The organism is Amorphus sp. 3PC139-8, from assembly GCF_040750475.1.
Classification (GTDB): Bacteria; Pseudomonadota; Alphaproteobacteria; order Rhizobiales; family Amorphaceae; genus Amorphus.
This window is the reverse complement of sequence record NZ_JABJVY010000022.1, coordinates 1-24,032: the sequence shown is the minus strand read 5'-3', so window position 1 is coordinate 24,032 and position 24,032 is coordinate 1. Positions and strand designations below refer to the sequence as shown.

25 protein-coding genes and 1 pseudogene are annotated in these 24,032 nt (G+C 64.4%); 13 read left to right on the top strand and 13 right to left on the bottom strand.

Annotation, left to right across the window (positions count from 1 at the left end; all coding sequences use genetic code 11):
* Window positions 1-21: 21 nt before the first annotated feature.
* Both HNS03_RS18605 and HNS03_RS18600 read right to left on the bottom strand, forming a co-directional pair.
* Window positions 22-1,992, bottom strand: coding sequence for a TRAP transporter permease (locus HNS03_RS18605; protein ID WP_367197501.1), 1,971 nt, complete (start codon window positions 1,990-1,992; stop codon window positions 22-24).
* Between the two features lie 113 nt (window positions 1,993-2,105).
* A complete protein-coding gene (locus HNS03_RS18600) occupies window positions 2,106-3,065 on the bottom strand; it encodes a TAXI family TRAP transporter solute-binding subunit (protein ID WP_367197499.1) in 960 nt (319 codons plus the stop codon).
* Between the two features lie 299 nt (window positions 3,066-3,364).
* Between HNS03_RS18600 and HNS03_RS18595 the strand changes: the two genes are divergently transcribed.
* The 3 genes from HNS03_RS18595 to HNS03_RS18585 are packed head-to-tail and all read left to right on the top strand — an operon-like array spanning window position 3,365 to window position 5,903.
* Window positions 3,365-4,150: an enoyl-CoA hydratase-related protein gene (locus HNS03_RS18595; RefSeq protein WP_367197498.1), complete on the top strand. Its 786-nt coding sequence runs from the start codon at window positions 3,365-3,367 to the stop codon at window positions 4,148-4,150.
* Window positions 4,151-4,185: 35 nt separating this feature from the next.
* Window positions 4,186-4,995, top strand: coding sequence for an IclR family transcriptional regulator (locus HNS03_RS18590; RefSeq protein ID WP_367197496.1), 810 nt, complete (start codon window positions 4,186-4,188; stop codon window positions 4,993-4,995).
* Between the two features lie 2 nt (window positions 4,996-4,997).
* Window positions 4,998-5,903 (top strand): IclR family transcriptional regulator, encoded by a 906-nt coding sequence (locus HNS03_RS18585; RefSeq protein WP_367197495.1) that lies wholly within the window; start codon window positions 4,998-5,000, stop codon window positions 5,901-5,903.
* Between the two features lie 36 nt (window positions 5,904-5,939).
* Here HNS03_RS18585 and HNS03_RS18580 read toward each other — a convergent pair whose 3' ends face one another.
* The 5 genes and pseudogenes from HNS03_RS18580 to HNS03_RS18560 all read right to left on the bottom strand — a co-directional run bounded on the left by HNS03_RS18580 (window position 5,940) and on the right by HNS03_RS18560 (window position 10,813).
* Entirely contained in the window at window positions 5,940-6,707 is a 768-nt protein-coding gene (locus HNS03_RS18580; protein ID WP_367197493.1) for a CoA-transferase subunit beta, read from the bottom strand.
* Entirely contained in the window at window positions 6,704-7,675 is a 972-nt protein-coding gene (locus HNS03_RS18575; RefSeq protein ID WP_367197491.1) for a CoA transferase subunit A, read from the bottom strand. Before HNS03_RS18575 ends, HNS03_RS18580 begins: the two co-directional genes overlap by 4 nt.
* On the bottom strand, window positions 7,675-9,816 hold the full coding sequence (locus tag HNS03_RS18570; RefSeq protein WP_367197489.1) for an acetate--CoA ligase family protein: 2,142 nt from the start codon (window positions 9,814-9,816) through the stop codon (window positions 7,675-7,677). The genes HNS03_RS18575 and HNS03_RS18570 overlap by 1 nt, the downstream gene beginning before the upstream one ends.
* A gap of 304 nt (window positions 9,817-10,120) precedes the next feature.
* Window positions 10,121-10,401 (bottom strand): annotated as a pseudogene (locus HNS03_RS18565) (ATP-binding protein); the annotation flags it as partial.
* Window positions 10,402-10,594: 193 nt separating this feature from the next.
* Window positions 10,595-10,813: a hypothetical protein gene (locus HNS03_RS18560; protein ID WP_367197488.1), complete on the bottom strand. Its 219-nt coding sequence runs from the start codon at window positions 10,811-10,813 to the stop codon at window positions 10,595-10,597.
* Between the two features lie 51 nt (window positions 10,814-10,864).
* Here HNS03_RS18560 and HNS03_RS18555 point away from each other — a divergent pair, with 51 nt between their 5' ends.
* From HNS03_RS18555 to HNS03_RS18540, 4 genes are all read left to right on the top strand, one after another.
* Entirely contained in the window at window positions 10,865-11,152 is a 288-nt protein-coding gene (locus HNS03_RS18555) for a hypothetical protein (protein ID WP_367197486.1), read from the top strand.
* A 3-nt stretch (window positions 11,153-11,155) separates the two neighbouring features.
* A complete protein-coding gene (locus HNS03_RS18550) occupies window positions 11,156-11,956 on the top strand; it encodes a hypothetical protein (RefSeq protein ID WP_367197485.1) in 801 nt (266 codons plus the stop codon).
* A 477-nt stretch (window positions 11,957-12,433) separates the two neighbouring features.
* Window positions 12,434-12,793 (top strand): hypothetical protein, encoded by a 360-nt coding sequence (locus HNS03_RS18545; RefSeq protein WP_367197483.1) that lies wholly within the window; start codon window positions 12,434-12,436, stop codon window positions 12,791-12,793.
* 94 nt (window positions 12,794-12,887) lie between these two features.
* Window positions 12,888-13,871: a replication initiator protein A gene (locus HNS03_RS18540; protein ID WP_367197482.1), complete on the top strand. Its 984-nt coding sequence runs from the start codon at window positions 12,888-12,890 to the stop codon at window positions 13,869-13,871.
* 807 nt (window positions 13,872-14,678) lie between these two features.
* On the opposite strand, the gene HNS03_RS18535 is transcribed toward HNS03_RS18540, so the two are convergent.
* Together HNS03_RS18535 and HNS03_RS18530 are read right to left on the bottom strand one after the other, a co-directional pair.
* Window positions 14,679-15,299: an acyl-homoserine-lactone synthase gene (locus tag HNS03_RS18535; protein WP_367197480.1), complete on the bottom strand. Its 621-nt coding sequence runs from the start codon at window positions 15,297-15,299 to the stop codon at window positions 14,679-14,681.
* 92 nt (window positions 15,300-15,391) lie between these two features.
* Window positions 15,392-16,114, bottom strand: coding sequence for a LuxR family transcriptional regulator (locus HNS03_RS18530; RefSeq protein ID WP_367197478.1), 723 nt, complete (start codon window positions 16,112-16,114; stop codon window positions 15,392-15,394).
* Window positions 16,115-16,229: 115 nt separating this feature from the next.
* Between HNS03_RS18530 and HNS03_RS18525 the strand changes: the two genes are divergently transcribed.
* The 4 genes from HNS03_RS18525 (at window position 16,230) to HNS03_RS18510 (ending at window position 19,316) form a co-directional block, all read left to right on the top strand.
* The gene (locus HNS03_RS18525; protein ID WP_367197477.1) at window positions 16,230-16,877 is read left to right on the top strand and encodes an AAA family ATPase; all 648 of its coding nucleotides are present in this window, start codon (window positions 16,230-16,232) and stop codon (window positions 16,875-16,877) included.
* Window position 16,878: 1 nt separating this feature from the next.
* Window positions 16,879-17,106 carry a hypothetical protein gene (locus tag HNS03_RS18520; RefSeq protein WP_367197475.1) on the top strand — a complete coding sequence of 76 codons (228 nt, stop codon included), beginning with the start codon at window positions 16,879-16,881 and terminating at the stop codon, window positions 17,104-17,106.
* A 247-nt stretch (window positions 17,107-17,353) separates the two neighbouring features.
* Window positions 17,354-18,946, top strand: coding sequence for a type IV secretory system conjugative DNA transfer family protein (locus tag HNS03_RS18515; RefSeq protein ID WP_367197474.1), 1,593 nt, complete (start codon window positions 17,354-17,356; stop codon window positions 18,944-18,946).
* A gap of 4 nt (window positions 18,947-18,950) precedes the next feature.
* The gene (locus HNS03_RS18510; protein WP_367197472.1) at window positions 18,951-19,316 is read left to right on the top strand and encodes a hypothetical protein; all 366 of its coding nucleotides are present in this window, start codon (window positions 18,951-18,953) and stop codon (window positions 19,314-19,316) included.
* 8 nt (window positions 19,317-19,324) lie between these two features.
* Here HNS03_RS18510 and HNS03_RS18505 read toward each other — a convergent pair whose 3' ends face one another.
* Window positions 19,325-20,995 (bottom strand): relaxase/mobilization nuclease domain-containing protein, encoded by a 1,671-nt coding sequence (locus tag HNS03_RS18505; RefSeq protein WP_367197470.1) that lies wholly within the window; start codon window positions 20,993-20,995, stop codon window positions 19,325-19,327.
* Window positions 20,985-21,527: a hypothetical protein gene (locus tag HNS03_RS18500; RefSeq protein ID WP_367197469.1), complete on the bottom strand. Its 543-nt coding sequence runs from the start codon at window positions 21,525-21,527 to the stop codon at window positions 20,985-20,987. Before HNS03_RS18500 ends, HNS03_RS18505 begins: the two co-directional genes overlap by 11 nt.
* A 428-nt stretch (window positions 21,528-21,955) precedes the next feature.
* On the opposite strand from HNS03_RS18500, the gene HNS03_RS18495 reads away from it, so the two are divergent.
* The gene (locus HNS03_RS18495; RefSeq protein ID WP_164516654.1) at window positions 21,956-22,108 is read left to right on the top strand and encodes a hypothetical protein; all 153 of its coding nucleotides are present in this window, start codon (window positions 21,956-21,958) and stop codon (window positions 22,106-22,108) included.
* A gap of 94 nt (window positions 22,109-22,202) precedes the next feature.
* Here HNS03_RS18495 and HNS03_RS18490 read toward each other — a convergent pair whose 3' ends face one another.
* Complete coding sequence (locus HNS03_RS18490; RefSeq protein WP_367197467.1) at window positions 22,203-22,418, bottom strand: hypothetical protein; 216 nt, start codon at window positions 22,416-22,418, stop codon at window positions 22,203-22,205.
* A 384-nt stretch (window positions 22,419-22,802) separates the two neighbouring features.
* Between HNS03_RS18490 and HNS03_RS18485 the strand changes: the two genes are divergently transcribed.
* Window positions 22,803-23,075, top strand: a complete 273-nt coding sequence (locus HNS03_RS18485) for a hypothetical protein (protein ID WP_367197465.1) — start codon at window positions 22,803-22,805, stop codon at window positions 23,073-23,075.
* 121 nt (window positions 23,076-23,196) lie between these two features.
* Here HNS03_RS18485 and HNS03_RS18480 read toward each other — a convergent pair whose 3' ends face one another.
* Window positions 23,197-23,562, bottom strand: coding sequence for a phosphoglycerate kinase (locus HNS03_RS18480; protein ID WP_367197464.1), 366 nt, complete (start codon window positions 23,560-23,562; stop codon window positions 23,197-23,199).
* Window positions 23,563-24,032 lie beyond the last annotated feature (470 nt).

Sequence of the window (24,032 nt, the reverse complement as noted above, 5' to 3'; positions counted from 1 at the left end):
TGGCCGCGAACCCGCCGCACGCTATCGCGCGTCCTCTTTGGCGTCGACTGCGGCTTCGGCGTGCCGCGCCGCCGATCCGTGCAACCAACTCATCGCGGCGACGGCCGCGAAGACGATGAGACCGGCCGTATCGGTCCAGATCGCCGGGTAGAACAGCATACCGCCGCCGACATAGAGTATGACGCGCATCGGCCATGTCATCCGGCCGAGAAGATAGCCCGCCGAAGCGCAGGTGATCGACACCACGGCCAGGCCGGTCGCGGTGGTATCGTAGATCACGTCGAACGCCGTCCCTTCCATCAGGACGCCCGTGCGGAAGATGAAGAGGAAGGGGACCAGATAGAGCGCGATCGCCATCACGACCGCATGCCCCGCGACCTTCCAGAAGTTCTCGCCCGCGATCGTCGCCGCCGCGTAGACGCTGGCGCAGACCGGTGGCGTTATTGCGGACATGATCGCGAAGTAGAAGATGAAGAGGTGTGCGTTCAGCGGCTCGATCCCCATATTGATCAGGATCGGACCCGCGACCGCCGAGGCCAGGATGTAGGAAGCCGTGGTCGGCACGTCCATGCCCAGCAGAATCGCCAGCACCGCCGTCAGGATCAGCACCAACACCAGATTCTCGTCCGACAGCGATAGGATGAAGCCGGAGATCTTCACGCCCGCGCCGGTAGCCGTCAGCACTTTGACGACGATCGCGGCGCAGGCCAAAAGGACGGCCACCATGGCGATCGCCTTGCCGCCGCTGTAAAGCCCTTCCAGGATTTCGCCGAGAAGCGTCCGGTAGGTTCCGATCAAGCCGCGCGGCCCTTCCTCGAGCAGACACCGCACGGACCGGACGACCAGCAAGGTCCCCAACAGCACGAAGACCGCGACCGACCCGGAAAGCGTCGGTGTGTAGTCCATCGCCAGCAGGGCGATCAGGCTGACGACCGGCAGATACATCGGCAGCGCGGTATAGGGATCGACCAGCTCGCGCCAATGGGGCATCTCGCTCGCCGCCAGCGGGCGGATGTCGAGGCGCCGCGCGCTCATCCCGACGCTGAACCACAGCACGGTGAAATAGAGCAGCGCCGGAATTATGGCGGCCGTCATGACCTGGGAATAGGGGATGTTCAGGATCTCGGCCATGATGAAGGCGCCTGCGCCCATGATCGGCGGCATGATCTGCCCCCCGGCGGAGGAGACGGCCTCGATCGCGGCGGCGAAACTGCCGCGATAGCCCGCGCGGCGCATGGTCGGGATGGTGACCGGGCCCATGGCCATGACATTCGCGACGGCGGAGCCCGTGACCGTGCCGAACAGCGCCGAGGACACGGTGCAGACCTTGGCCTGACCGCCATAGCTGCGCCCGGCGATGATGGTCGCGAGCTTGATGAAGATCTCCGTCGCGCCGGTACTGAGCAGCAACGCACCGAGGATGATGAAGATCGCGATCACCCGCGTGCCCATATCGACCATGTAGCCGAAAATGGTCTCGGTCGAGGCGTAGTACGTTTCGATGAAGGTGAGCAGCGAGACCGGCGGCGGCTGCCACGTTCCATCGATCAACTGATGACCGAACAGATAATAGCCGATGCCGAGCAGGGCGAGCAGCGGCAGGAACCAGCCGATCGTGCGACGCGCGGCCTCCAGCACGATCACGACGGCCGCCATGCCGAGAAGTCGGTCCGACCAGGTCAGATCGACCATGAAGTCGGAAAGGCGCGTGGCGCTGAACGCGACATGGAAACATACGTAATAGCCGGCGAGCGCCAGCATGATACTGGCGAGATCCGCGAGCAGCGGGTGTTTTCCGCCCCCGGCGCGCAGCCTGATGATCAGGAAGATCGACCCGAGGCCGAGCCCCAGGAAGATACCGCGCTGGATCAAAGGCTCCAGGGAGCCGAAGAAGGCGGTGTAAATCTGAAAGACGGCGTATGCGACAAGGATGACTCGAAGCACGCGGTCGATGCCGGAATGGAGACGACGCTCAGGCAGGTTCTCCGCCATGTCGGTACCCTTGCACTATGCTTGTTCGCGGAACGACGCGGTAGGATGCGATGATCCGCCACCCGGCCTTTGCATAACGGCCGGGCGGCGGGCACATCGACGATCGGGCACGCTTACTGTGCGGCTTCCCAATAGGACATCGCGCCCGGATGGACGGCAATGCCGATATCGCGGGTCGACAGGATCGACTGACGGAAGTCGTAGTCCTTGAGCTGCGGCCACACGTCAATCAGGATTTGCTTCTTCTGATCGATCGCCTGGGCAATCTTACGTGCGGTGTCTTCGTCCATCAGGGAGAGACGGGTCGCATAGAGGATCGGCACGGACGGGGTCACGACCTCCGGGTTCCCCTCGATGAAGTCGGCCGGCAGGGTCGTGAAGCCGACTCCGGGGATGTTCTCCTTCACCATCTTCTGCTCATCCGGAGAAAAGCCGAGGATACGCATGTCCACCGAGGTCAGAAGTTCCTGAAGCGTGGCGTCGACCCGGTTGGCGGCGGCGTACTTGCTGTAGCCGACGATCTGCTTGTTCCGGACCGCCTCGATCGCATCGGTGATCGTGCCGTAGATATATTCGGGCTGCACCCCGAAGAGCTCCAGGCTCTGCGTCATCAGCAATTCGCCGCCACTGCCGCGAATGCCCGGCGCGAACGCCTCGCCGTCGAGTTCGGACAGCATCGTAATGCCCGAATCCTCGCGCACCGCGACGTTGATGACCGAATCCGAATAGGGGTAAAGCGCGACGAGATCGTCAACCGCCTTGCCCTCGAATTGGCCCAGCCCGTTGCGCGCCTGAACGAAGACGTCGCCCGCGACCAGGCCGAGATCGATTTCGCCGCGGGTCAGGCGGCGCACATTGTCGACGCTGGCCCCGGTCTCGACCACCGAAACGGTCGTGCCGTCATTGTTGGCCTCGATCGCCTGGGCCATGGCGACGGCGATTTGATAGTGGCTGGACGTGGCATTCGTGGACCCGAGCGCCAGCGTCTTCGACTCCGCGTTGGCCACGTTGAACATGCCGGCCGCGAGCAGAAGCGCCGCCCCGGAGATTGTATAACCTAGTTTCTTGAACACCTGTTTTCCTCCCGTAGCTGATCGCAATCGATTGCTTGGCTGTCTTGTTCGTATCGGACGCCGCGAGACGCCCGACACCCGTGTTCGCGTCCTCAATCCCGATCATCCGCCCAAATCATCCGCAACGGACGGCACGGAAACGCGACGTACAGTGTTTTCCAGCGTTGGAACCATTGCATGAGCCAATGGCGAGACTCAAGCATTTTTTGGAATAGAATTCCGCATTGTGAACTTTCATCGATGACTGCTACTCTCCCCACCGACAAGAAGACCCAGTGTTCCGATAGGGAGTGGATCGCATGGAAGCGGACGAGATCGTCCTGTTCGACGTAGCGGACGGCATCGCGGAGATAACTCTGAACCGGCCGGAACGGCGCAACGCCCTGTCCGTCGCCGCAGCCGAGCGGCTCGACGATCTGTGGGAAACGGTCGACTCGCGCGACGACATCCGCGTGGTGATCCTGACGGCGGCCGCCTGCGGGACCTTCTGCGCGGGCATGGATCTGAAGGAGGCGAGCGAACTGCGTCAATCGCGCGGCGTGGACGTTCTCACCCTGCTGCGCGACCCTTTCCACCAGCGCATGCGGGCGGTTCGCGTGCCGATCATCGCCGCCATGACCGGCCATTTCGCGGCCGGGGGCTTCATGCTCTCCCTCAACGCCGACATTCGCGTCGGGTTGGCCGGAACCCGTGGCGGAATCACGGAGACGAAACGGGGGCGGGGCTCGCCCTGGGCCATGCCGCTATTGTGGCAACTGCCCCAGCCGATGCTGATGGAAATGGTCCTGACTGGCGACCTTCAACCGATCGAGCGGCTTCACGCGCTGGGCTTTGTCAATCATGTCGAGCCGGACCTGGCGGCGGTCCATGCCCGCGCCCGCGCCCTCGCGGAAACCATCCGCGACAACGCCCCTCTTTCCGTCATGGCCGGCAAGCAATCGATCCTGAAGACGATGGATGTTGGTTGCGCGGCCGGCCTTGAACACGCACAACAGATATACGAACCTGTCTATGCGAGCGAGGATGCGCGGGAGGGGCCCCGCGCCTTCGCCGAGAAGCGCCCGCCGGTCTGGAAAGGCCGATAACAATCGACCGGACCGTCCATCGAGGATATCCCGACATGCCGCCAGCGAGTGCCAAGGAGACGTCCGAACCGACGGAGGTGGTCTCGCTGACGCGCGGGTTGGCGATTCTGCGCGCCTTCCATGCGATCGACGCGCCGCTCGGTAACAAGGAGATCGCGACCCGGACCGGTCTCGCCAAGGCGACCGTCGCGCGGTTGTCCTATACGCTGGCGCAGATGGGTTACCTGCGACAGGTCGGCCCGCACGGACAGTATCATCTGGGCGACAAGGTTACGCATCTGGGGTATGCGCTGTTGCGCAGCCTGCCGGTGCGCCGTGTGGCGGAACCGTTGATGCAGGCCCTTGCCGACAAGCATGAGATGTCGGTCGCGCTCGGCATCGGCGATGGCACCCGCATGATCTATCTCCACTATTGCTCCGGCCCGGAGACGGTGACGATGCGGCTGCGCGTCGGCTATCTCGTGCCGATGGCCAGGACGGCGATAGGGCGGGCCTATCTCTGGGCGCTCGACGACGAACGCCGCCAGGAATGCATCGACGCCATAAGGTCGGAGGCCGGCGAGAACGCGGACAGTGTCGAGGCCGAGCTCCGCGCCGAACTCGCGGCCGTCGAGGAACGCGGCTTCTCCGTCTCCTTCGGCTCGTGGCGGCGGGATATCTTCGCTGTCGGCGCGCCCGTCTGGCTCGACCAGGGCCATACGATCCTGGCGCTGAATTGCGGCGCGCGGCGTCTGGGCATGGATCGCACGAAGTTCCACGAGACCCTGGGGCCGGAGTTGCTAACATTGTCAAGCGAAATCAGCCGCCGCATGGATCAAGTCGGCGCCACCTTCTGGAACGAATGACGATGAAGGCGGACAGGACCGACCAATCGAGCAATGGGCGCACGCCCGAAGCCGACGGCGAGGACGAGCCGCCGCGCCGACGCGTGCGCCGCCGCCGCCAAAGCGGGATCGTCGCCAAGGACCGCGACTTCGTGAACACGCTCGGCCGCGGGCTCCTCGTGCTGGAGGCGTTCGGGGCCTCCGAACAGGTCTGGATGAACGGGATGGAGGTGGCGGAGCGGGTCGATCTGCCGAAGCCGACGACGTCCCGTCTGCTTCAGACCCTGAAGTCGCTCGGCTATCTGCATTATTCGACGCGACGGCGGCAGTATCGCCTCGGCACCTCGATCCTCGGCCTCGGCTTCGCCGCGCGCGAACCTTTCAGCCTGGGCGATCTGGTCCGACCCTATCTGAGCGAACTGGCGGACACCTTCAACGTTCACGCCTCGCTCGCCGCGCGCGACCAGCTCGACGTCATCGAACTGGAAGTCACGCACAGCACGAAGACGCTGATGACGCTCCGCCTCGAGGTCGGCTCCCGCATTCCGCTCGCCGGAACGGCGACCGGCCACGCATTGATCGCCCCCCTGCCGGAAGCCGAGTTGAACTACCTCTACACCCTGCTGCGCGAACGCCACGCCAAGCATTGGGAGGAGATCAAGGCCAATATCGAGACCGGCCGCCGGGAGGTCGCGGCGCAGGGCTATACCACCGCCCAGTCAAGCTGGTTCACCGACATCAACGGCGTCGCGGCGCCGTTGGTCTTTCCGGGGGGCTCGCCGGTCTACGCGCTCGCCTGCGGAGCGCCGGCCCGCCACCTGAACGCCACCCGGCAACGGGAGATCGGCCAGCGGCTGGTCGACATGACGCGGGAGATCGAGCGGCATCTCCAGGATGGCGATTTTCGCGACGAAGCGAACACGCCCTGAGCCGACCGCCGTCCGACCTACCCCGGGCGCGTCCGGTCAATGGCGCAGTATGCCGGCCGTGTCCACCTTCCGGCGGAGAAGATCGAGCGTTTCGGCATCCGGCAGATCGGTGTCGGGCACGCGGTCGGGCAGGCCGAGCGCGAAGCCGGTCTTGGCGACGACCTCCTCCACCGAACCCCACGGATGGACCGACTTCAGGCGCATGGTCAGGCTGTCCGGATCGAAATCCATGACCGCAAGGGGCGTCACGCACAGGGCGGGCCCGCCCTTCAGGCCAGCCGCTTGGAAGCTATCCGGTCCGTCGAGATAGCCGGGCGAGGTGATGAAATCGACTCGGGGAACGAAGCTTCGCGGCGAATGCGCGTGCGTGCAGATATAGAACCGCCGCGAAGTCCCGGCATAGGAGATATTCGCCGCGCCGGGGCCGCGCATGCGCGGGCGGTCGATCGTCCCACCGATGAAATGCAGATTGATATTGCCGAAGCGGTCGATCTGCATGCCGTTGTGGAAGAAGAAATCCAATCCGCGATGCGAATGGCCGAACAGTTCCAGGAAGGTCTCCGCCCCCTCGCAGGCGCCGAGCGCGCGGTCGTCGAGCATCGAGTCCCAGAGCTGCCTCGGCCGGGGATTGACGAACATCTCGCCCGCGATCTGGATGTTCGGTGCGTGCATGTGCCGGGCGAGCATGATGGCCGCCATCGGAATCGCGGCGGACGCGCCGGCGGCCCCCATCTCCCCGTCCTTGAGTTCGCGGGAGAGGACGAAGGCCTGAAGTTCCGCCGGGGTACAGCTTGTATCGGTCATAGGCTCGCGGCCTCCCGCTCCAACGCCGTGAGATGCTCCTCGCCGCCGATCGCCTCGAGATAGTCGGCTTGCGTCGCGGGCACATGGACGACGCGGTTCAGATAGTCGGCGAGGCCATAGCCCGCTCCCCCGCTACCGTCCCGCCCGGATTCCGGCCCGCCATCGCGCCGGGCCCGGCGCGCGGCCTCGGCCACGTCGGCATAGGTCTCGATATGGGCCTCGTCGATGCTGTAGAGCGGGAAGCTCCCTGTCGGATGCGCGCCATAGGGCATCTCGACCACCGCATCGACATAGATGCAGGGGATCGTCGTTTCCCGCGAGCGGGCGACGATATCCTCCGTCGAGACCAGTCGGTCGACGCTGACGATCACGCGTTCGGACGCCCGCGCCATCATCTGGTCGGCATAGGTCATCGTCGAGAGATGGCGGATATTACCGTATCGATCGCCTTCCTGGGCATGCAGCAGGGCGAGCTTCGGACGGATCGCGCGGGTCGCGAACAGAGCCTCGCCGGTGAAGGGACAGGTGATCTCGGCCGCGAGCGGGTTGTTCCGCGGCACGTCCGATCCTTTCCAGGCGACCACCGGCTGGAAGGGCACGCCATGGGCGGCGGCCATCAAACCGCCCACGACGGACAGCGCGTCGACGCAATGGGCGCGCACCGTGCCCGCCTCCACCGCGCCGCGAAAGGCGGGGCACATTCTGGTTTCCAGCGTAACCGCCGGAAGGAAGGTTTCCGCCACGCAATCGGCCGCGATCAGGACATCCACGTCGAACCCGGATCCAGGCGAGGAGACGAGCTTCAAATCCCGCCGGCCGCCACGGATTACCTCGCGCACCAGGGCGCAGGGACGTCCCTGCTTGAATAAGCCGCCCAAGGCCAGCAGATCGGCGTCGCCCAACCATGCCGCGATCAGGTCCCCCAGCGCCTCGGGCGGGACCAGCTTTTCCCTTCGACCGGACGACATCACGTCCCCTCCTCATAGGCGAACACCGTCGCGTCCAACGCCCACACGCCCTCGCCGGCCGCGCCGACGCCGACGGGATTGATCTCGACCCCGGCGAAATCCCGGCCGAGTCCGGACGCGAGGCCGGCCAGGTTCTCCAGGAACGCGACCAACGCATCGACATCCAACGCGGTCTTGCCGCGCGCGCCGTGCAACACCTTGCCGATGCGGCACGCCTCGATCATCGCGCGCACCTCCCCGGCATCCATCGGCAAGAGCCGGACGGCGGCATCCTGCATGATCTCGGTCAGGATGCCGCCGGCGCCGAAGGTGAGCATCGGTCCGAATTCCGGATCGAGGCCGAGGCCGACGATGACCTCCGCCCCCGGACGGACCGTCTCCCCCAGGAGAAATCCCTGGAAATCGAGACCATGCCCGTCCGCGCTCTCCGACATCGCGGCGACTTGCGTGCGCAGGCTGTCCGCGTCCGGCACGCCGACGGCCACGAGACCGAACTCCGATTTATGCACCACGCCGGCCGCAATGCCCTTCAACGTAACCGGATAGCCGACATCCGCCGCCGTCTGCAGAACCGCCTCCACGTCGCGCCCGTCCACGAAACGCTCGGCCGGGAACCGGACGCCCAGTGATTTCAGCATCGCCTTGCTGCGTGATTCGTCGAGCGCCGGGCCGCCCTCCTCGGCGCGTGATCCGCCCGTGCCCCAACCCGCCGGCCGTCCCTCGCGCAGCAGTCGGGAGGGGGCGGCCCGGCTCTCGGACGCAATGGCGACACCGGCGACGGCGGTGGCGAAGCTGTCCACCCGGCCGAACACCGGCACCTTGTCCGTGCGCAGCGCCGCGAGCGCGTCAATATTGAAGATTTCCGACGGCCAAATGACGGAGACGGGCTTGCCCGTCCGCGCCCGCGTCCGCGCGGCCGCGGACGACACCCGCTCCGCCCAGGCGGGGACGATGGGCGTGTTCGCGATGACGACCCCGTCGATCGCCGGGTCGTCGGCCAATGCATCGAGGCATTCGGCATAGCCCTCGGCGGTTCGGAATGGGGTACCACCGACATCGATCGGATTGCTGGCGCTGAGAAAGGCGGGCACGTGATCGCGCATCCGCGCCACCGTTCGAGCGGACGGCGCGGGCAACGTGACATGTCCTCCCTCGGCCAAGGCATCGGCGACGCAGCCGCCATAGCCACCGGAGATCGAGATCACCGCCATGGTCCGGGCCACGCCGCAGCGCGCGGCGTAGTTGGCGATGGGCAACAGATCCTCGATGGCCGTGACGTCGATCCAGCCGAGTTGCCGGACGGCCGCGGCATAGGCATCGCGCGTGCCGACAAGTGCGCCGGTATGGCCCGCCGCCGCGCGGCGGCCAACATCGGACCGACCGGCCTTGTAGACGACGATGGGCTTCCCCGCCTCGCGGGCGCGGCGCGATACGGCGATCATCCGATCCGCCTCGCGGAAACTTTCCACGTAAAGCGCGATGACCTTGGCCGACGGATCGTCGATGAGATGTTCGATGCAATCCACCAGACTGGTCACCGCCTCGTTTCCGGTCGAGATTAGGTGACTGAGACCGATGCCGTTGCGGACCGATTCCTCCAACAGCCCACTGCCGAGCGCGCCGCTCTGCACGACGAGGCCGACATCGCCGACCGGCGCGAGTTCGGCGCTTACCCGACTGGTCGAACTCAACGCGATCCGGTTAGCGAAATTGACGTAGCCCGTGGTGTTCGGACCCAGCATGACCGCGTCGTGGGCGCGGACCAAACGCGCGATCCGCTCCTGGTCGCGTGCGCCCTCCTCCCCGGCTTCGGAGAACCCGCCCGTCAACACGACGAAGGCGCGCGAACCGAGCGCCAAGCCCTTCTCCACGACCGAATAGACATCGGCCGCCGGGACCGAGATCAGCACGCAATCCGGCGCATGCGTCAATTGAGAGAGGTCGGTGACGCTGTCGACCCCGTCGATGGAGGCCGGCTCGCGGGTCACGATATCGATCCGGCCCCGATAGCCATGCACGCGCAGATGATCGAAAACCGCGCGCGCCCCGACCTGGAAGGTGGCATTCTTCGTGGACACGCCGACGAGTGCCACGTTCTTCGGATTGAGCAACTTTTCGATGGTCACGACACTTCCCGACATCGTTGGAAACCTTGTCGGTTCAGAATGCCCATCTTTCGCCACCGATCAAGAAAAATAAAACAGCGTTCCGCATAATGATCTTCACAATGGACATCTCCAAGGTAACCACGGACTCACCAATGCGGCGCCGCTTCCTGGCGCGGCGCAAGCTCTATGAGGTGGAGAAGAGTTCTGGCTCGGCGATCGAGGCCGAGGGGCTCCGGTGTCAACGCCGGACTAAAAATGCCTCAGTTGGCCGGAGTAAAATGCATCACTTGTGATCGAGAGAGGGCCCCCGCGGGGGCCCTCTCTCGATTGCGGATGGTCAGTCGTGGTCGGCGTTCTGTGATCGTCCTTTAGCCTGCTTGAGGCGGAAGCTTTCGCGTTCATCTCGAGGATGTGGACGTGATGCTTCAGCCGATCGAGGAGCGCGCCGGTGAGCCGCTCAGAGCCGAAGACGGAGGTCCATTCGTCGAAGGGCAGCTTGCTGGTGACGATGGTCGAGCCGCGCTCGTTGCGCTCGCTGAACACCTCGAATAGTAGCTCGGCGCCGGTCGAGGAGAGCGGCACGTAGCCGAGCTCGTCGATGATCGGCAGCTTGTATGACCTGCGACCCATTCTCTCCTCCACTTCTCAGGAAGCCTCTTCCGGGTCAGGCACGGTCGTTCCGGTACGCGCGGCGGATCGCCCGGCTGGACTTCGCTAGCAGACGGGTCGATGACCGCCAGGCGCGCCGCGATCTCCAAGCGCTGTCGAGTCCAAATTTTATGCGTCAGGATTCCCAAGGTTATGTGTCATTTCAGAGAAGGAGTGCGAGATTGAAGGCTTGAGGCACAAGCGCGGTTTCAAGCAGAACGAGATAACGGTGGAATTCAACGACGCGGCGGAATTCGTCGAAGGGGCGGGTCAGGCCGGCAGCGATGACGATCGGGCCCCGACCTGGAAGCAGCGCGCCGACGAAAAAGCGCGCCATCACCGGCCGGGACAACGGCGGGGCAAAAGACGTGATTATAGTCAAACATAACCCCATGCCTGAAGCATGGCAAGCAATGAAGAGGCGGACAGTGGTATGACTGATAGACCCGAAGACCAGTCATCACCATCACAAGGGCCGCGGTTGGGGCGGACCGCTCAGCCTTTCCGCACCACTGATGCCGCACATGCGATTGTCAAGGCGGCCGAGCGACTCGACTGGGATATCGACGATGTCGACAGGTTTGCCCGGCAGGTGCAGCATGTCGAATACGGGCTATCCGCTGAAAACGAATTCGCTGCCGTTCTCCGCTGGCTTGGATGGTGCAGTTTCGTCCACCGGCTGAGTGAAGTCGCGCTCGAAGATGAAGCGCGCAGCCAGTAGGTCGTGCCCGACCTGCTTGCTGTCTTCCAGACAGGCGGCGAGACGTGCAGCGCCGTGATTGAAGTCAAGACGACGGAAGATACAGTTCTAAAATTCAAGACCCGGTACTTGCAGCGCCTGAAGGAATATGCCGCGCTCCTGAACCAGCCGCTCCTGATCGCCTGGCGTCCACGGGACGTCGGGTTCTGGATACTGTTCGATCCCGCCATCGCCGAACCTGCCGGTGAGGATTCGGTAACGGTCGGCTTCGAAAAGGCAATCAAGAACGATCTGATGAGTGTTCTCGCCGGTGACTACTATCTCGTCCCGAAGCAAGGTGCCGGCCTGCGGATCGAACTGGAGCGCGTAGGGGAGAAAGAGCCGACCGCTGACGGTTATCAGGCGGTATTCCGGGTGTCCGAGGCATACCTGCACGATGCGGCCGGTGAGCGAGGCGCGGACGTCCCGAACGCGCTCGTATGGGCAATCTTCTCGACCCTCACGGATCACCAAGAGATCAACGACGATGTTATCGTCCAGTCGTTTGTTGCGTCCGGGGGCATGACACGCGCCCAGCTCATTCTGCGAACGGCCGTCGGCTTCTCCCTCAATGAAGGCGCGCGCATCCACTGGAGACAGGTCGGCACGAACCTGGACGCCATCCTGCGATGCGACGACCTGCTGCGCGACGCCCAGGCTCATTTCGGGACGTTCACGAGCTACATCTTTTACCAGCAGCCGCAGATTATGCCGTCACTCCTGCCGGACGGTTGGGCCGGTCGCTCGGCTGGATCACCGGCAGTATCGAAGGACGATGGCGATTAGCGCAAGGCGCTACAGATCTGTAACCGCGCATTTGGCACACTCAACTGCATACGAACCCAGGCTGTGCCAATGATCCTCAACATCCGAACTGCGTAATACGCGTGCGTGCAAGAGGTGCCGCGGTCGCGGTCCTGTCCCTGAATGCGAAGGGGCGGTAGGCCGAGACACTCACCCTCCATCGCTTGATGGAATACGATTGCGAGGCGCACACGATCTGACTTTGGCGCGGACCCTGGCCGACGACCCGCTCGACGGCAGCGGCGTCATCAGCCTGAGCAGGGGCCTCGATGCCGAGACATTGTCCGGGAGCGTTATCGCAGCGAGCGGGCACATGATGCTAGGTTACGCGCGCGACAATGACGGTATCGGCCTGACGGCGTCGGGGGCGTTGAATCGCAGGTTCCTGGCCTGGCCTGGGCCGTCGAAGCCTTCGAATGGGCGGGCTACGAGCCGGCCGAGGTTTAAGCCGTCAACAAGGTGGTCGACGAAATCGACTATCTGCCCGGCCGGTACCTCCACGAAGTCATGAAGCGCCGGAAGCTCATGCGCAAGCACAAGGACCGGCTCCTACTCTCGCCGGCGGGGCGCGACGCGCTCGATCGGCCCGGCCTGGTGCAGGCCGAGCTCTTTCCCGAGACCTTCAGGGGCCGCTATCTTCCGAGCCTTGATGCGGCTTCCATGGGGGATTTCGATCTCTACTTCGGCCTGCTCGAACCGGCGGCAACGGACAGTCGCCGTTTCGATGCCGACGGGTATCGCTATCGCCCGCCGCCGCTGTTCGACCGCTTCGTGGATTTCCATGTCGCGGCCGACGGCGGTTCCGACGCGACACACTGACCGACACCCTGCTTGTGTGGAATTGTTTTCGAGCGGAGCTGTGCTGTGATAACTTGATTTGGAACAAAAAACGAACTTATAGGTAACGAGTTGAATGAAACACGCCGAAAAGATGGGGGAACGCCCCAAACATCTTACGACGCTCAAGCAAACGCAGGAACGCTTACGGAAGACCGTTCCCGGCGCTACGCCTGTCTCTTCTCTGGGCACGCCGCCGGCAAACGATAACCAGCTCGATTTCTTCGTCCCCGCCCTCCACGACATCCCGGTGAAGGACGGGGTCGGCTTGATGGATATCGCGGTCTTTCGCCTGTCGCGACGCCAAAGGCGGAACGCCGAGATTCTGCGTCATGAGACGAACAAAGCCGTGATCGAGGTGTCGAGCGGCGCCTACGGGATGGCGACAATCGACGACTACGACATCGTCTTGATGGCGATCTCGCATCTGGCGGATGCCGTAAAGCGCTACCGCCAGGGCCGGGGTCCGAAGCCGGGCAAAGTCTTTCGGCCGCACAGCGCGGAGGTTCTCAAGTTCCGCAGGTCGACGACGGGAGGGAAGCAGTACGCGGACGTTGAGCGTGCGCTCGACCGCCTCAACACCACGCGGATCAAGATCACCGGCAAGAACCGGCACAGCCGGCTTCGAGATTCGGATGGGTTCGGACTGATTGAGCGGTATCGCGTCGTCAGCCGGACGGACACCGGCCGCATCGGCCTCATCGAGATCACGATCCCGGATTGGATCTACGACGGCGTGATGACGCACAAGACGCCCGAGATTCTCACCGTAAATCCGGACTACTTCCTAATCCGCGGCGGGCTGGCCCGCTTCATCTATCGTCTGGCCCGCAAGGCTGCCGGTGTTGACACGGCGTCGTATTCCTTCCGGAGCATCTACGCCCGAAGCGGTTCCACGAGGCAATACAGGAAGTTCTGTTTCGATCTGAGATGCTTGATCGCGGCCAATGACCTGCCCGACTACCGCCTGACGGAGATACAAGGCCAGGACGGGCCCATGCTTCATATGGCGGCCTGTTTCGGCACGCCGACCCTCGAAAATCGGGCCACTGACTCGTGACACTTGAAAGCGTCGTGGCAGGCGTCCGCAAGGTACAGCGGATTTGCCAAGCCACGGCGCGGGGCAATGGGCGGCGTTCTCCCCTAGTTGCCGGCCGGCGAGGGCTGATGCACTCAAGTTTCATGGGACCGCGCGCACAAGGAACTCCCGATCGGATTGGATTAGCTCCTGGGCGAAGACGCTGTCCGGAGTCCGCGTCCGCAATGTACAGCCCGTGTTGGCCGCTGGGTCTTCGTCCTGTGGAGAACATGTACCTTGCGGACGTTGGGCCGTACCTTGCGGACGTCGTCGTGTACCTTTCGGACGTTCGACCGTACCTTGCGGACGGGGTGCCTTCTGGAACCCCCGGATTGACTGGCTTTCGGCGCGCGAATTCCTCTAAAACCATTAAAACAAATTAAAACAACTAAAACCGGGTGCCTGTGGATAAGTTCCGGCCAAGCGTTCAGCAAGTATCGTATGGAGCGGCGAAATTCCAGATCGGGTTCGAGATTTTGTTTCAGACTTCCAGCGCCGGGCGGTGCGGCTGCCGCTTGATTTGCTTGGGAATGACGGTGTGTTTCTTGGCGAGGCGGGCGCTGACAGCATCGCCGGTTGCCGCACCATCGCAGCTTCATGCCGGGTGCCAGCCGGCATAGCCGATGGTCGGGTCCGGACACCCGCGCGGCCGCAACATGGCTTGGCTCTTGAAGGATAAGCGGCCTGAGCGGCCGCTGTGTTCATTTCTCGGATTGTCGAGGGGAAATCCCCTGCGTGCAGGTCTCGACGCATCAGAACGGGCTTTGAGGCCGTCTGAGCGCCACCGTTCTAAGCCACGGCGAGATCGCCTTTCAACTCGTGCAGATTCCCGATGACGGGACCGCTGGCGCCGGCGCGCTTGCGCACGCGCATGAGATACTCCCGTGAGACGGTCAGCCGCTCGGCCGCCGCGGTATCGGTGCCGGTCTCGACGGTGCCCCCGAGGCGGCGGGGATCCCAGCCGGCACGGCGCATGATCGGCTCCATCCGAACATCCGAGACGGAAACATAAGCGCTCAGCCCGCGATCGACGCCGAACTCCAGCATCGCGGCCATCAACAGGGCGGCGATGTTGCGGGGCGCGCGGCCGTGATCGGCGCAAAAGCGGGTGCTCTCCCAGATGCGCGCATCGCGCGGCGGCTCTCCGTCGATGAGGCTGGCGAACACGTCCCCGAGCAGATAGGGACCGGTCGTCGGCAGAAGGCGCGTGCACGCGTCAACGCGGCCCTCGACGTCACGGTGAACGATATAGTGGGCGTCCTGAATGTCGAACTGGTCGATCTCCAGGCCGTTGATCACCGTCACGCCCCAGCGAAGGCGCTCGCTGAAGACCTGACGGCGGAGTTGGTGCATGGACGCCAGCGCGTCCCAATGCAGATGGGCGTTCTCTTGCGATATGATGGACAGCACATGTCTTCCTCCCTTGGTTGCTCGTGGCGTCCATAGAGGGAGAAAGATCGAGATTTGTCATCCCGGTAAACGTACGGGGGCAATGGCCTCTGTCACGGGTTGATGAGCCCGCTCATCGTCGCGCGCAGCACGGCCTCCATGCTGTTCGCCGTACCGAGCTTCCGGCGGACGTTTTCCATGTAGTGGTGAACGGTGCGGCGGCTGATCCGGAGGATGGCCGCGATCTCCCACATGCTTTTGCCCTTGGCGTACCAGAGCAGGCATTCGCGCTCGCGCGCGGAGAGCTGCATCGGCGCTTGGCGGGCGCGGCCGAAGCCCCCGAGGTCGCGCAGCGCATTGTGGAAGGCCAGGGAGACCAGGTGCACCTCGGGACCGGTCTCGATCATGAGGCGAGCGAGACTCTCCGGTGGCTCGTCGGTCACCATGGAGGCCATGGCGAGCGCACCATTGGGACCGTGAATGGGAATGCCCACGCCTTCCGCGACGCCGAATTCAGCGGCTTCGTCGAACATGCGTTGTTGGTCCGGCGTCGGCTCGATGCCGAAGGAGAGGGCGCTCCACTGGAACGGCGTCACCTGACGCGGTCCGAGACGCACGACGGGATCGATCAGGTGATAGCCGCTGGCGGCATAGTGCGTGTGCCATTCTTCGGGGTAGGTCGTGAAGATGAGCGGTTCCTCGTCCACGATGGTGTCCGCATGAACCACCTGATAAGCCCACTCCCGAAAGCCCAGATCGGCGAGTGCCTGAGAAAACAGATGCTCCAGCTCCGCCGCATCTCGTGCGTGCCGGATTTGATCCAAAAAACTGAACACAGGGGTCTTTATTCAACAATCCTCCTTTTCTTTTTTCTTATGGAAATTGACGAAAGAAATAATTGATGATTTACTGAATTATATATTTAAGAGAATAAGTAACGGGTATTTTGATTTGATTATTGGAGTTGTTTCCCAGAAAGGCGGGGTCGGCAAGAGCACGCTGGCGCGGCTGGTGGCGCGGGAATACGCGCAGGCTGGCTGGCGGGTGAAGATCGCCGATCTCGATATCCAGCAAGGCACGGCGTTCAGTTGGCAGGCCCGCCGGCTCCAGCACGGGCTGGAACCTGTTGTCGCGGTCGAGAGGTTCGGGACCGTTGCCCAGGCCATGCAGGCCGCCGGCGCCTATGACCTGATGGTACTCGATGGGCCGCCGCACGCGAGCATGGGCACGCGGCAGATCGCGGAAGCGAGCGATCTCGTTCTCCTGCCGACGGGACTGGCTCTCGACGATCTGGAGCCGTCCGTGCTGCTTGCCCACGAGCTGCGCAAGGCCGGCGTCGGCGCAGGCCGGATTGCCTTCGTGCTGAGCCGTGTCGGGGACAGTGAGGCCGAGCTCGACGAGGCGCGCACCTATATCGCCCAAGGCGGCTATCGCTGCCTGAGCACGACACTCCCGGAGAAGACCGCCTATCGCCGCGCCAGCGACGAGGGCCGGGCGCTGACCGAAACGCGCTTCGCCTCGCTCAAGGCGCGGGCCGATGCGCTTGTCCAGGAAGTCGTCGACCTGCTCGAAACCAACGGCGAGCGGGAGGCTGCATAGCATGACGAAGATCGCTCCACCGAACCGCACGACCAAGGGCGCACCGCCGGCGATGAGCGAGACGCTCGACAATCTCGATCGGCCGGAAGCGGCGGATCTGAAACCGCTCAACTTCAAGGTGCCGGCGGAGTTTCACCGGGAGTTCAAGGCGCATGCCGCCATTCACGGCATCTCGATGGTGGAGCTGCTGAAGGAAGGCTTCGATCTGGTGAAGGCGCGCAAGGGCTAAACTATTCATTATTTGTATAAATGACGAAATCTTCAACCCGGTAAACATACGGGTTTGTAAATCGAAAGTGCGGCCACCAAATAAATAATGTCGCCGAATCCCGCTGGTTATACAAGTCACAGGGACATTGAACGGGATCCGGCGACATCTCTATTCTATTTATTATCCATTCCGATTTCCAGACGTCAGCGAAATAATTTTAGACGCGTGACATAAGCCCTCGGTTATACAAGGAGGGACATATGTCATGTCATTCATTCGTCTATTGTGGCGGACGCTGCGGTTCGCCGTCTTCGATCTCCCGAAATGGATTCTCATTCTCGCGGGACTCTATCTCTTTCTCCACTACGCCGCCCACACACCGTTCGGCGGCGCGCTCATCGCAGGATTCCTGCTGCTCGTCTGCCTGCCGGTCCTGGTCGGGCTGTGGCGCTATTTCCGCCGGCCACGTCAGGCCTACGGCTCGGCGTCATTCGCCAGAGGCAAGGAACTGCGCAAGGCGGGGCTACTCACGTCGACCGGGCCGATTATCGGCAAGCGCGACGGCCGGTTCCTACGCTATGAGCGGCCGGGCCACCTGCTGACCTTCGCGCCGACGCGCTCGGGCAAAGGCATCGGCGCCGTCGTGCCCAATCTTCTCGATCATCCGGGCTCGGTCTTTGTCACCGACATCAAGGGCGAGAACTATCGCATCGCCGGCGGCTACCGGGCGGAGCTCGGGCGCGTCGTCGTCTTCGCGCCGTTCGATCCGACGATTTCGAATGCCTTCTACAATCCGCTGGATTTCATCCGGGTCGGCACAGCCAGCGAGGTGGATGACGCCCGTCTGATGGCCGAGATGATCGTCGCCGCGAAGGCGGGCGAGGCGGATCACTTCGAGCGCGAGGCGCGCACCCTCATCATGGGGATGCTGCTTCATTTCGCCCGTGACGTCGAACCCGAGCTCCGGACACTCCACCACCTCCGGGTGATGCTGATGCGGTCGGACGAGGGCTTCGTGAAGGTGCTCGAAGGCATGCGGGGCTCGGAGAGCGCAACCGCGGCCCGGGTCGCCGAGGGCTTCTCGCAGAAAGAGGAGCGCGAGCGCTCCAGCGTCGTCTCCACCGCACAGGACAGCATGTCGATCTTCGAGAGCCCGCAGCTCTCGGCCATGACCGCCAAGACCACCTTCGACTTCGAGCGGATGAAGGATCGGACCTGTTCGGTCTTCGTGATCGTGCCGCCGGAGTTCGTCTCGTCCTATCAGCCGTTCATGCGGTTGATGGTCGGCATCGCGACGGCAGCCATGAGCCGCAATCCGGACGTGCCCGACACACCGGTCCTGTTCCTGCTCGACGAGCTTCCGGCCCTGGGGCGCATGCGGCCGGTCGAGGACGGTATCGGTTACCTCGCCGGGTACGGCGTGCGGCTCTGGCTGTTCGTGCAGGATCTCGACCAGCTCCAGAAGACCTACGCCAAATGGCGCTCGATGATCGCCAACTGCGCCGTGCGGCAGGCCTTCAACGTCCAGGACCCGGAGACGGCCAACATGCTCTCCAGCATGCTCGGTCAGCGCACGGTGAAAGTGCACAGCGGCGGCCGTTCGGGCCGCTTCCCGCTGCTCGGCCTGGTGCATGCCTACAGCGAGGGGGAGAGCGAGACGGGCCGGCCGCTGCTCTCGCCGTCGGAAGTCACGCTGCTGCCGGACAGCCGCATGCTGGTCTTCGTCCAGGGCTGCCGGCCGATCCTTGCCGAGAAGATCCGCTACTACGCCGACGCGGTGTTCCAACGGCGCCTGAGCCGGCCCGCCGAGGCGGCCAAGCGCGCCGGTTCTTCAAATCCAGAAATAACGAAAGGGTGATTTCATGAATTCGTTCCATAAGCATGACGGCGGCCTGCTGGTCGCCATCGCAATCTGTCTGATCGGCGTGGCGGGGAGTGTTGGCGTATTGGCCGCGCAAGCCGAAGGCAAACGGCCCCCGGCGTCGCTGCCGGCCTGTCAGGATAGCGAGATGCTGGGTCTCGTACGGCAAAGCCTCGACACCGGGGATCAGCTCCGCGTCATTGGCCTGCATAGCCCGCGTGAGCTGCGCGTCAGCGAAGGCGGCGATCTGCGCACCTGTGTCGTCGATGTCGTGACCGACGGCGGCGCGCGCCTGACCAGCTATATGATCGGCTGGGAAGACCGGGCGGCCGCAGTGCCGTTCGTCGCCGGTGAGCCGCTCGAATAGCCGGCCCGTCAGTCGATGTCGATTTCCAGGCCGAGCGCCTTCTGGCGCTCGCGCTTGCGCTGCCGCTCCAGACTCCGCTCCTTGGCGCGCAGATAGGCGCGGTGAAGCTGCTCCTTGCGCTCGTCGGCAAACCGGCTCCGGCGGATCGCCTGTTCGGTCACCCGCTCCAGCGCGCGTGAGCGCGCCGCGATCTTCCGGATCATGATCTTGCGCAGCTCCTCGGGCGTGCCCGCCACGCCCTGAAGCATCCGGTAATCGTGAATCGCGCGACTCTTCCGCTCCCGCGCCCGTTCGAGCTGGACGCGGGTCCGCTCCAGATCGTTCTTGGCCTCACGCCACTTGCGGCGGCGCGCCCCGAGATAGCGGGACAGGCGCTTGGCCTCCTGTCGCTCCGCGTCGCGCCATTCGCCGACGCGGGTGCCGCGGGCCTCGCCGAGCACCAGCGGGTTCTCCTTCACCATGCGTTCGGCCTCGGCCTCGCCATGGGTCCGCTCCAGAATGTCCCAGGCGCTCTTGGCCGCGTAGGGATCGCGGTAGACGCCATCGAGAATGCGCAGCAGGCTGACGGTGCGCTTGCGGAACCATTCGGTGTTCGTCTTCTCCCGCTCCTGAAGATACGTTTCCTGGCGCTTGGCATAGTCGATCCGGTTGCGTCCCCGCCGGTAGGCGGCGTCGATCTCCGACCAGTAGCGATAGTCCATGTCGAGCTGGTCGAGCCGTTCGACCGGGTTCAGCCTCGGCGGCAGCGCGTCGTCGTTCATCAGGCGCTCGACGGTCCGCTTCTCGGCGGGCGTCATTCCCTCGGTGTCGACGCCGGAGGGGTCCTCGCGCCGTTGCGCGAGCTCGCGCGCCCGCTCGATCAGGAAGTTGCCGTAGGTCTGCTCGAAGCGGGCCTGGAGGCGATCGCGCCGCACGCCCTTACCCATCTCCGAGAGCTTCGCGTAGCCCTCGCCGTCGGTGATGATGAGGCCTCGGCCCTTCATCTCCAGGGTGAGCCCTTTGTCGTTGAGCCGCTGCGTCAGATCCTTCCACGAGCTGGCCTGCCAGAAGTCGTCGCGCAGCAGGGCGCGCAGGCCGACGATGCGGCCCTTGCCGAAGCGCGTGCGGGCTTCGCGATCCTCGCGCCGTGCCTGCCAGTATTCGGCATCGGTCGGGGTCGGCTCGTTGTCGATCTCGTGCTCCCGGCCGTACTCGCGATTGCGCAGCACGTTGAGCCCCAGCTCCCGGGCGCGCGTCTGGACGATCTCGGCGAGGCGGGTGCCGTCCCGGTGCCGGCTATAGGCCTTGTGGCGGGTCGGGTGGATGCGGTTGACCAGAAAGTGCAGGTGCGGGTGGTCGGTGTCGGTGTGGGAATAGACCAGCGCCTGATGCTCGCTCAGCCCCATGTCGTCGAGCACCTTGCGCGCCACGTCGCGCTTGACCTCCTGGGTCACCTTGCCGGCCTCGGCGTCCTTCGGATCGAAGGTGATGATGAAATGGTAGGCGGGCGTCTTGCAGCGGCGGCTCTTGGCGGCCGTCGCCTCCATCACCGCCGCCGCGGCGCGCGGATCGGTGGTGTAGAGATTGTGCCCCTCGACGAACTCGACCCGGTCGGGGGAGAGGCCCTTGACCTGACCGGCCAGGTAGAGGCTGGAGGCCTTGAAGCTCTCCGGCTGGCGCTTGGGCACCTTAAACCGCATCGCTCCCGTCCGGGGGCGACCCGGTCTCCGGCGGCGGTTGCGACACCGCGTCGTGGATCGGCTTCAGGACTTTCTGCACGGCGATGAGGGCGTCGTGCACCTCCTGGAGGTCGAGCTCCTTGCCCATGTTGGCGCGCCGGGCCAGCGCGTTTACCCAGTGGCCGGCGGCGTTGATCTTCTCCAGGTGCGCGTCGATCACCGGCGTCTGGTCGGACCGCCCTGACACCGCCTCCACAAGTTGGCCCCCCACATACTTCGCCCAGTCCTCGTAGGTGGTCATGCCCGTCGCGTCGGCGAGCTGACTCAGGTTCGTGGCGATCGAGGACAGCTCGTAGAGCAGCGCCGTCATGGCGCGCTCGCGCGGCGGCTTGGCCCTGGGCTTCTTGCCGGTCAGCATGGCGCGGGCGTACTCGGCCATGGTGACGCCGACCTCCTGGGCGGCGCGCTCAAGGTCGCGCTTCTCGACGGGGGTGAGCCGGACACGCAGATATTCGGTGCGGCGCTCTTCCGGCTTGAGCGGCGGGCGGGCCATCAGCGGCGCCCTCCGCGTGCGGCGGGCAGGCCTCGCAGAGCAAGATTGACGGCGCTTGAGACCCCGTGAGGGGGTCGAATGTCGCGGAAATTGTTGTACCCCAAAAACTCTCGACGGCTCCCTGGGGAGCCTCGATTCAAGAGTTTTTGGGGTACAACATCCATCTTGCCTCCCTACTGAAGTTACACTTCTGCTCACCTCTTTATGGGGCCAACTTCCAGCGGGAGCAAGATTCACACTGACAGGGCAGTGACTTAATCTCTATCGGAACCAACGGAATACTAGCCGAGATTAACCTCGCCGACAAGTTTCAATCGCTCTCAAACACAGACAATAGCCGCCAACGCGCCTTGTCCCCCGGTCAGGCTACGACCTATCGGCCGCCGCCATAAGCCCCCGGATGAGAAACCAACGGAGGGAATGGCCCGATGTGGACATACGTAATCCTCGGGCTCGCCGGCGCGGCGAACGTGGCCGGTCTGGTGGCGGCGCAGACGCCGCCGTTCAAATGTCTGAGCATGTTCGGAATCGTCGCGGCGGCCGTGGCCGCGATGCTCGTGCATCACCGCCGCCGGCGCTGAGATCGGGAGCGGGCTCGGCGTGCAATGACGCTCTTGAGCGCCCGGCCGGGGGCCAGCCCCGCCAACGGCGTAGGCCGTCGGCGGGTCGGCCAGTTCAGGCGGCGCGTTGGCGAAGCTGCGGGTTGCTGTCCAGCATCGCGATGACGCAGCTCCACGGGGACAGGCCGGCGTCATAGGCGGCGGCGATGTCGTGCATGTGGTCCGGGCCGAGCTCTTCGCCGCTCTCGATCAGGAGCGCGTCCTCCACCTCGATGACGAACTCGTCCCAGCTCTGCTCGGCGAATGTGTCGATGGCGTTCAGTCGGTTCATGGCTTTCCTCCTTCCGTTGGTTCCGTGCCGCGTCGCCGCGGCCTTCATGGGCGACGAAAAGCGGCCGGCCGAGCCGTCCCGAGCGCACCGTCAGGCTGTAGCGGGAGCGGAGGACGCGGAGGCGCGGCTTTGTTGTCTCGCGAGGAAGCCGGCGCAGCCGGCGGGGAAGAAAGCCGTGACGACGCGTTGCGCCGGGCGGCGCCGGACGCAGGTTCGCCCAGTGAAGAAGGCCGCTTGCGACGCCGGAACCCGGCGGACGAGGGAAGACATCGACGATCGTCGAGACCATCGCCGGGGGCAGAGCGGACGTGGGCGTCGGCGTCAGGTGAGGCGCTTGCGGTCGAGGTCAGAAGAGGAAAGGAACCACATGGAGGATTATCGCCGATGACGACAGCCCAAGACCCCGTGAGCGTCCGCGTCAAAGCGGGGCTGTACGAGTTCACCTTCGCCCTGTCGCCGAATGAGCTGGACGAGGCCGTGGCGCGCGCCAGGCGGTGCGGCCTGACCTTCGATGCCTTTGTCCGTCGGAAGATGTTCGGGCCGGATCCCGAGCGCCGTCTCGGTATCGCCGAGGACTGGCCGCTCAATGCGCGGCTGATGGGTTGGCGCATTCACCTGCCCGAGGGCGTCAGGAGCCGTTTGCGCGCGAGCGCATAAGCGAGCAACATCGTCGGCAGACACTGGCGCCAACCGTCCGGCTAAGAAGACGGCCGCCGCCTGCCGAGCCCCACACGCGAAAGCCGCCTCCGGAGAGGCGGCTTCGTTGTGAGCGGCAGCGCTACCACCAGGATGTGTAGAAGACGGTGGCGCCGGCCTCGATGAGTTCGCGCGCCTTGGCGACGAAGGTCAGGTCGCCCTCCGTCTCGGAGCCGTTCGAGGCGCCGAAGAAGAAGCCCTCCGTGTGCGGTAGGGCGCCCGCCTTGATGTCGGCCTCCAGCCGGTCGATGTCGGCCGCGGTGAGCTGCACGTTGACGCAGTTGAAGACGGGGCTCGCGCCGCCCTTCTCGCTGTAGAGGCGCTCCATCCAGCCGTGCAGGTTGGGGTGCTTGCGCCAGTAGAAGATCTCCGTGGCGCCCTCGGCGCTGAAGTCGACCTCGTCGGCGATCTGCTGGTCGGTCGCGAAAGCATACATATCCAGTCCCATGTCTCGATCCTTTCAAAGTTGGTTGTCCGTCCCGAAGGACGCGGATCGAAACGCCGGGCGGAATGAGCCGAAGCCGTCATGCGCAACACGGGACCGGCGCGGGCAGCGCATTGACGGCAAGGCGCCGTCCGGCAGAGACGCGGAATCCTTCCGAGGGACGGCAGCCGCGAAAGGGCGAGACGGGACTGTGATGGATGGCGCGGCCGAAGTGGTCGGCCGCCTGGGGCATAAAACGCTGGGATTCGCGGGTTTCGGCGGGTGCGAGATCCGTGGGTCGGCGACGGATTATCGGTCGGTACGAGACTGAGAATGCGAGACTAGGTTTAATTGGGTCTATCCGTTTGGCGTGCGATCCGGCTGCGCAGGCAAACAAGCATCGCAGCAAACACCACGACGGCGCATCCGATGGCCAGGGGCGGTACCGGTTCGCCGAGAAAGAGGGCGGCCCATGCGAGGGCCGCAAGTGGCAG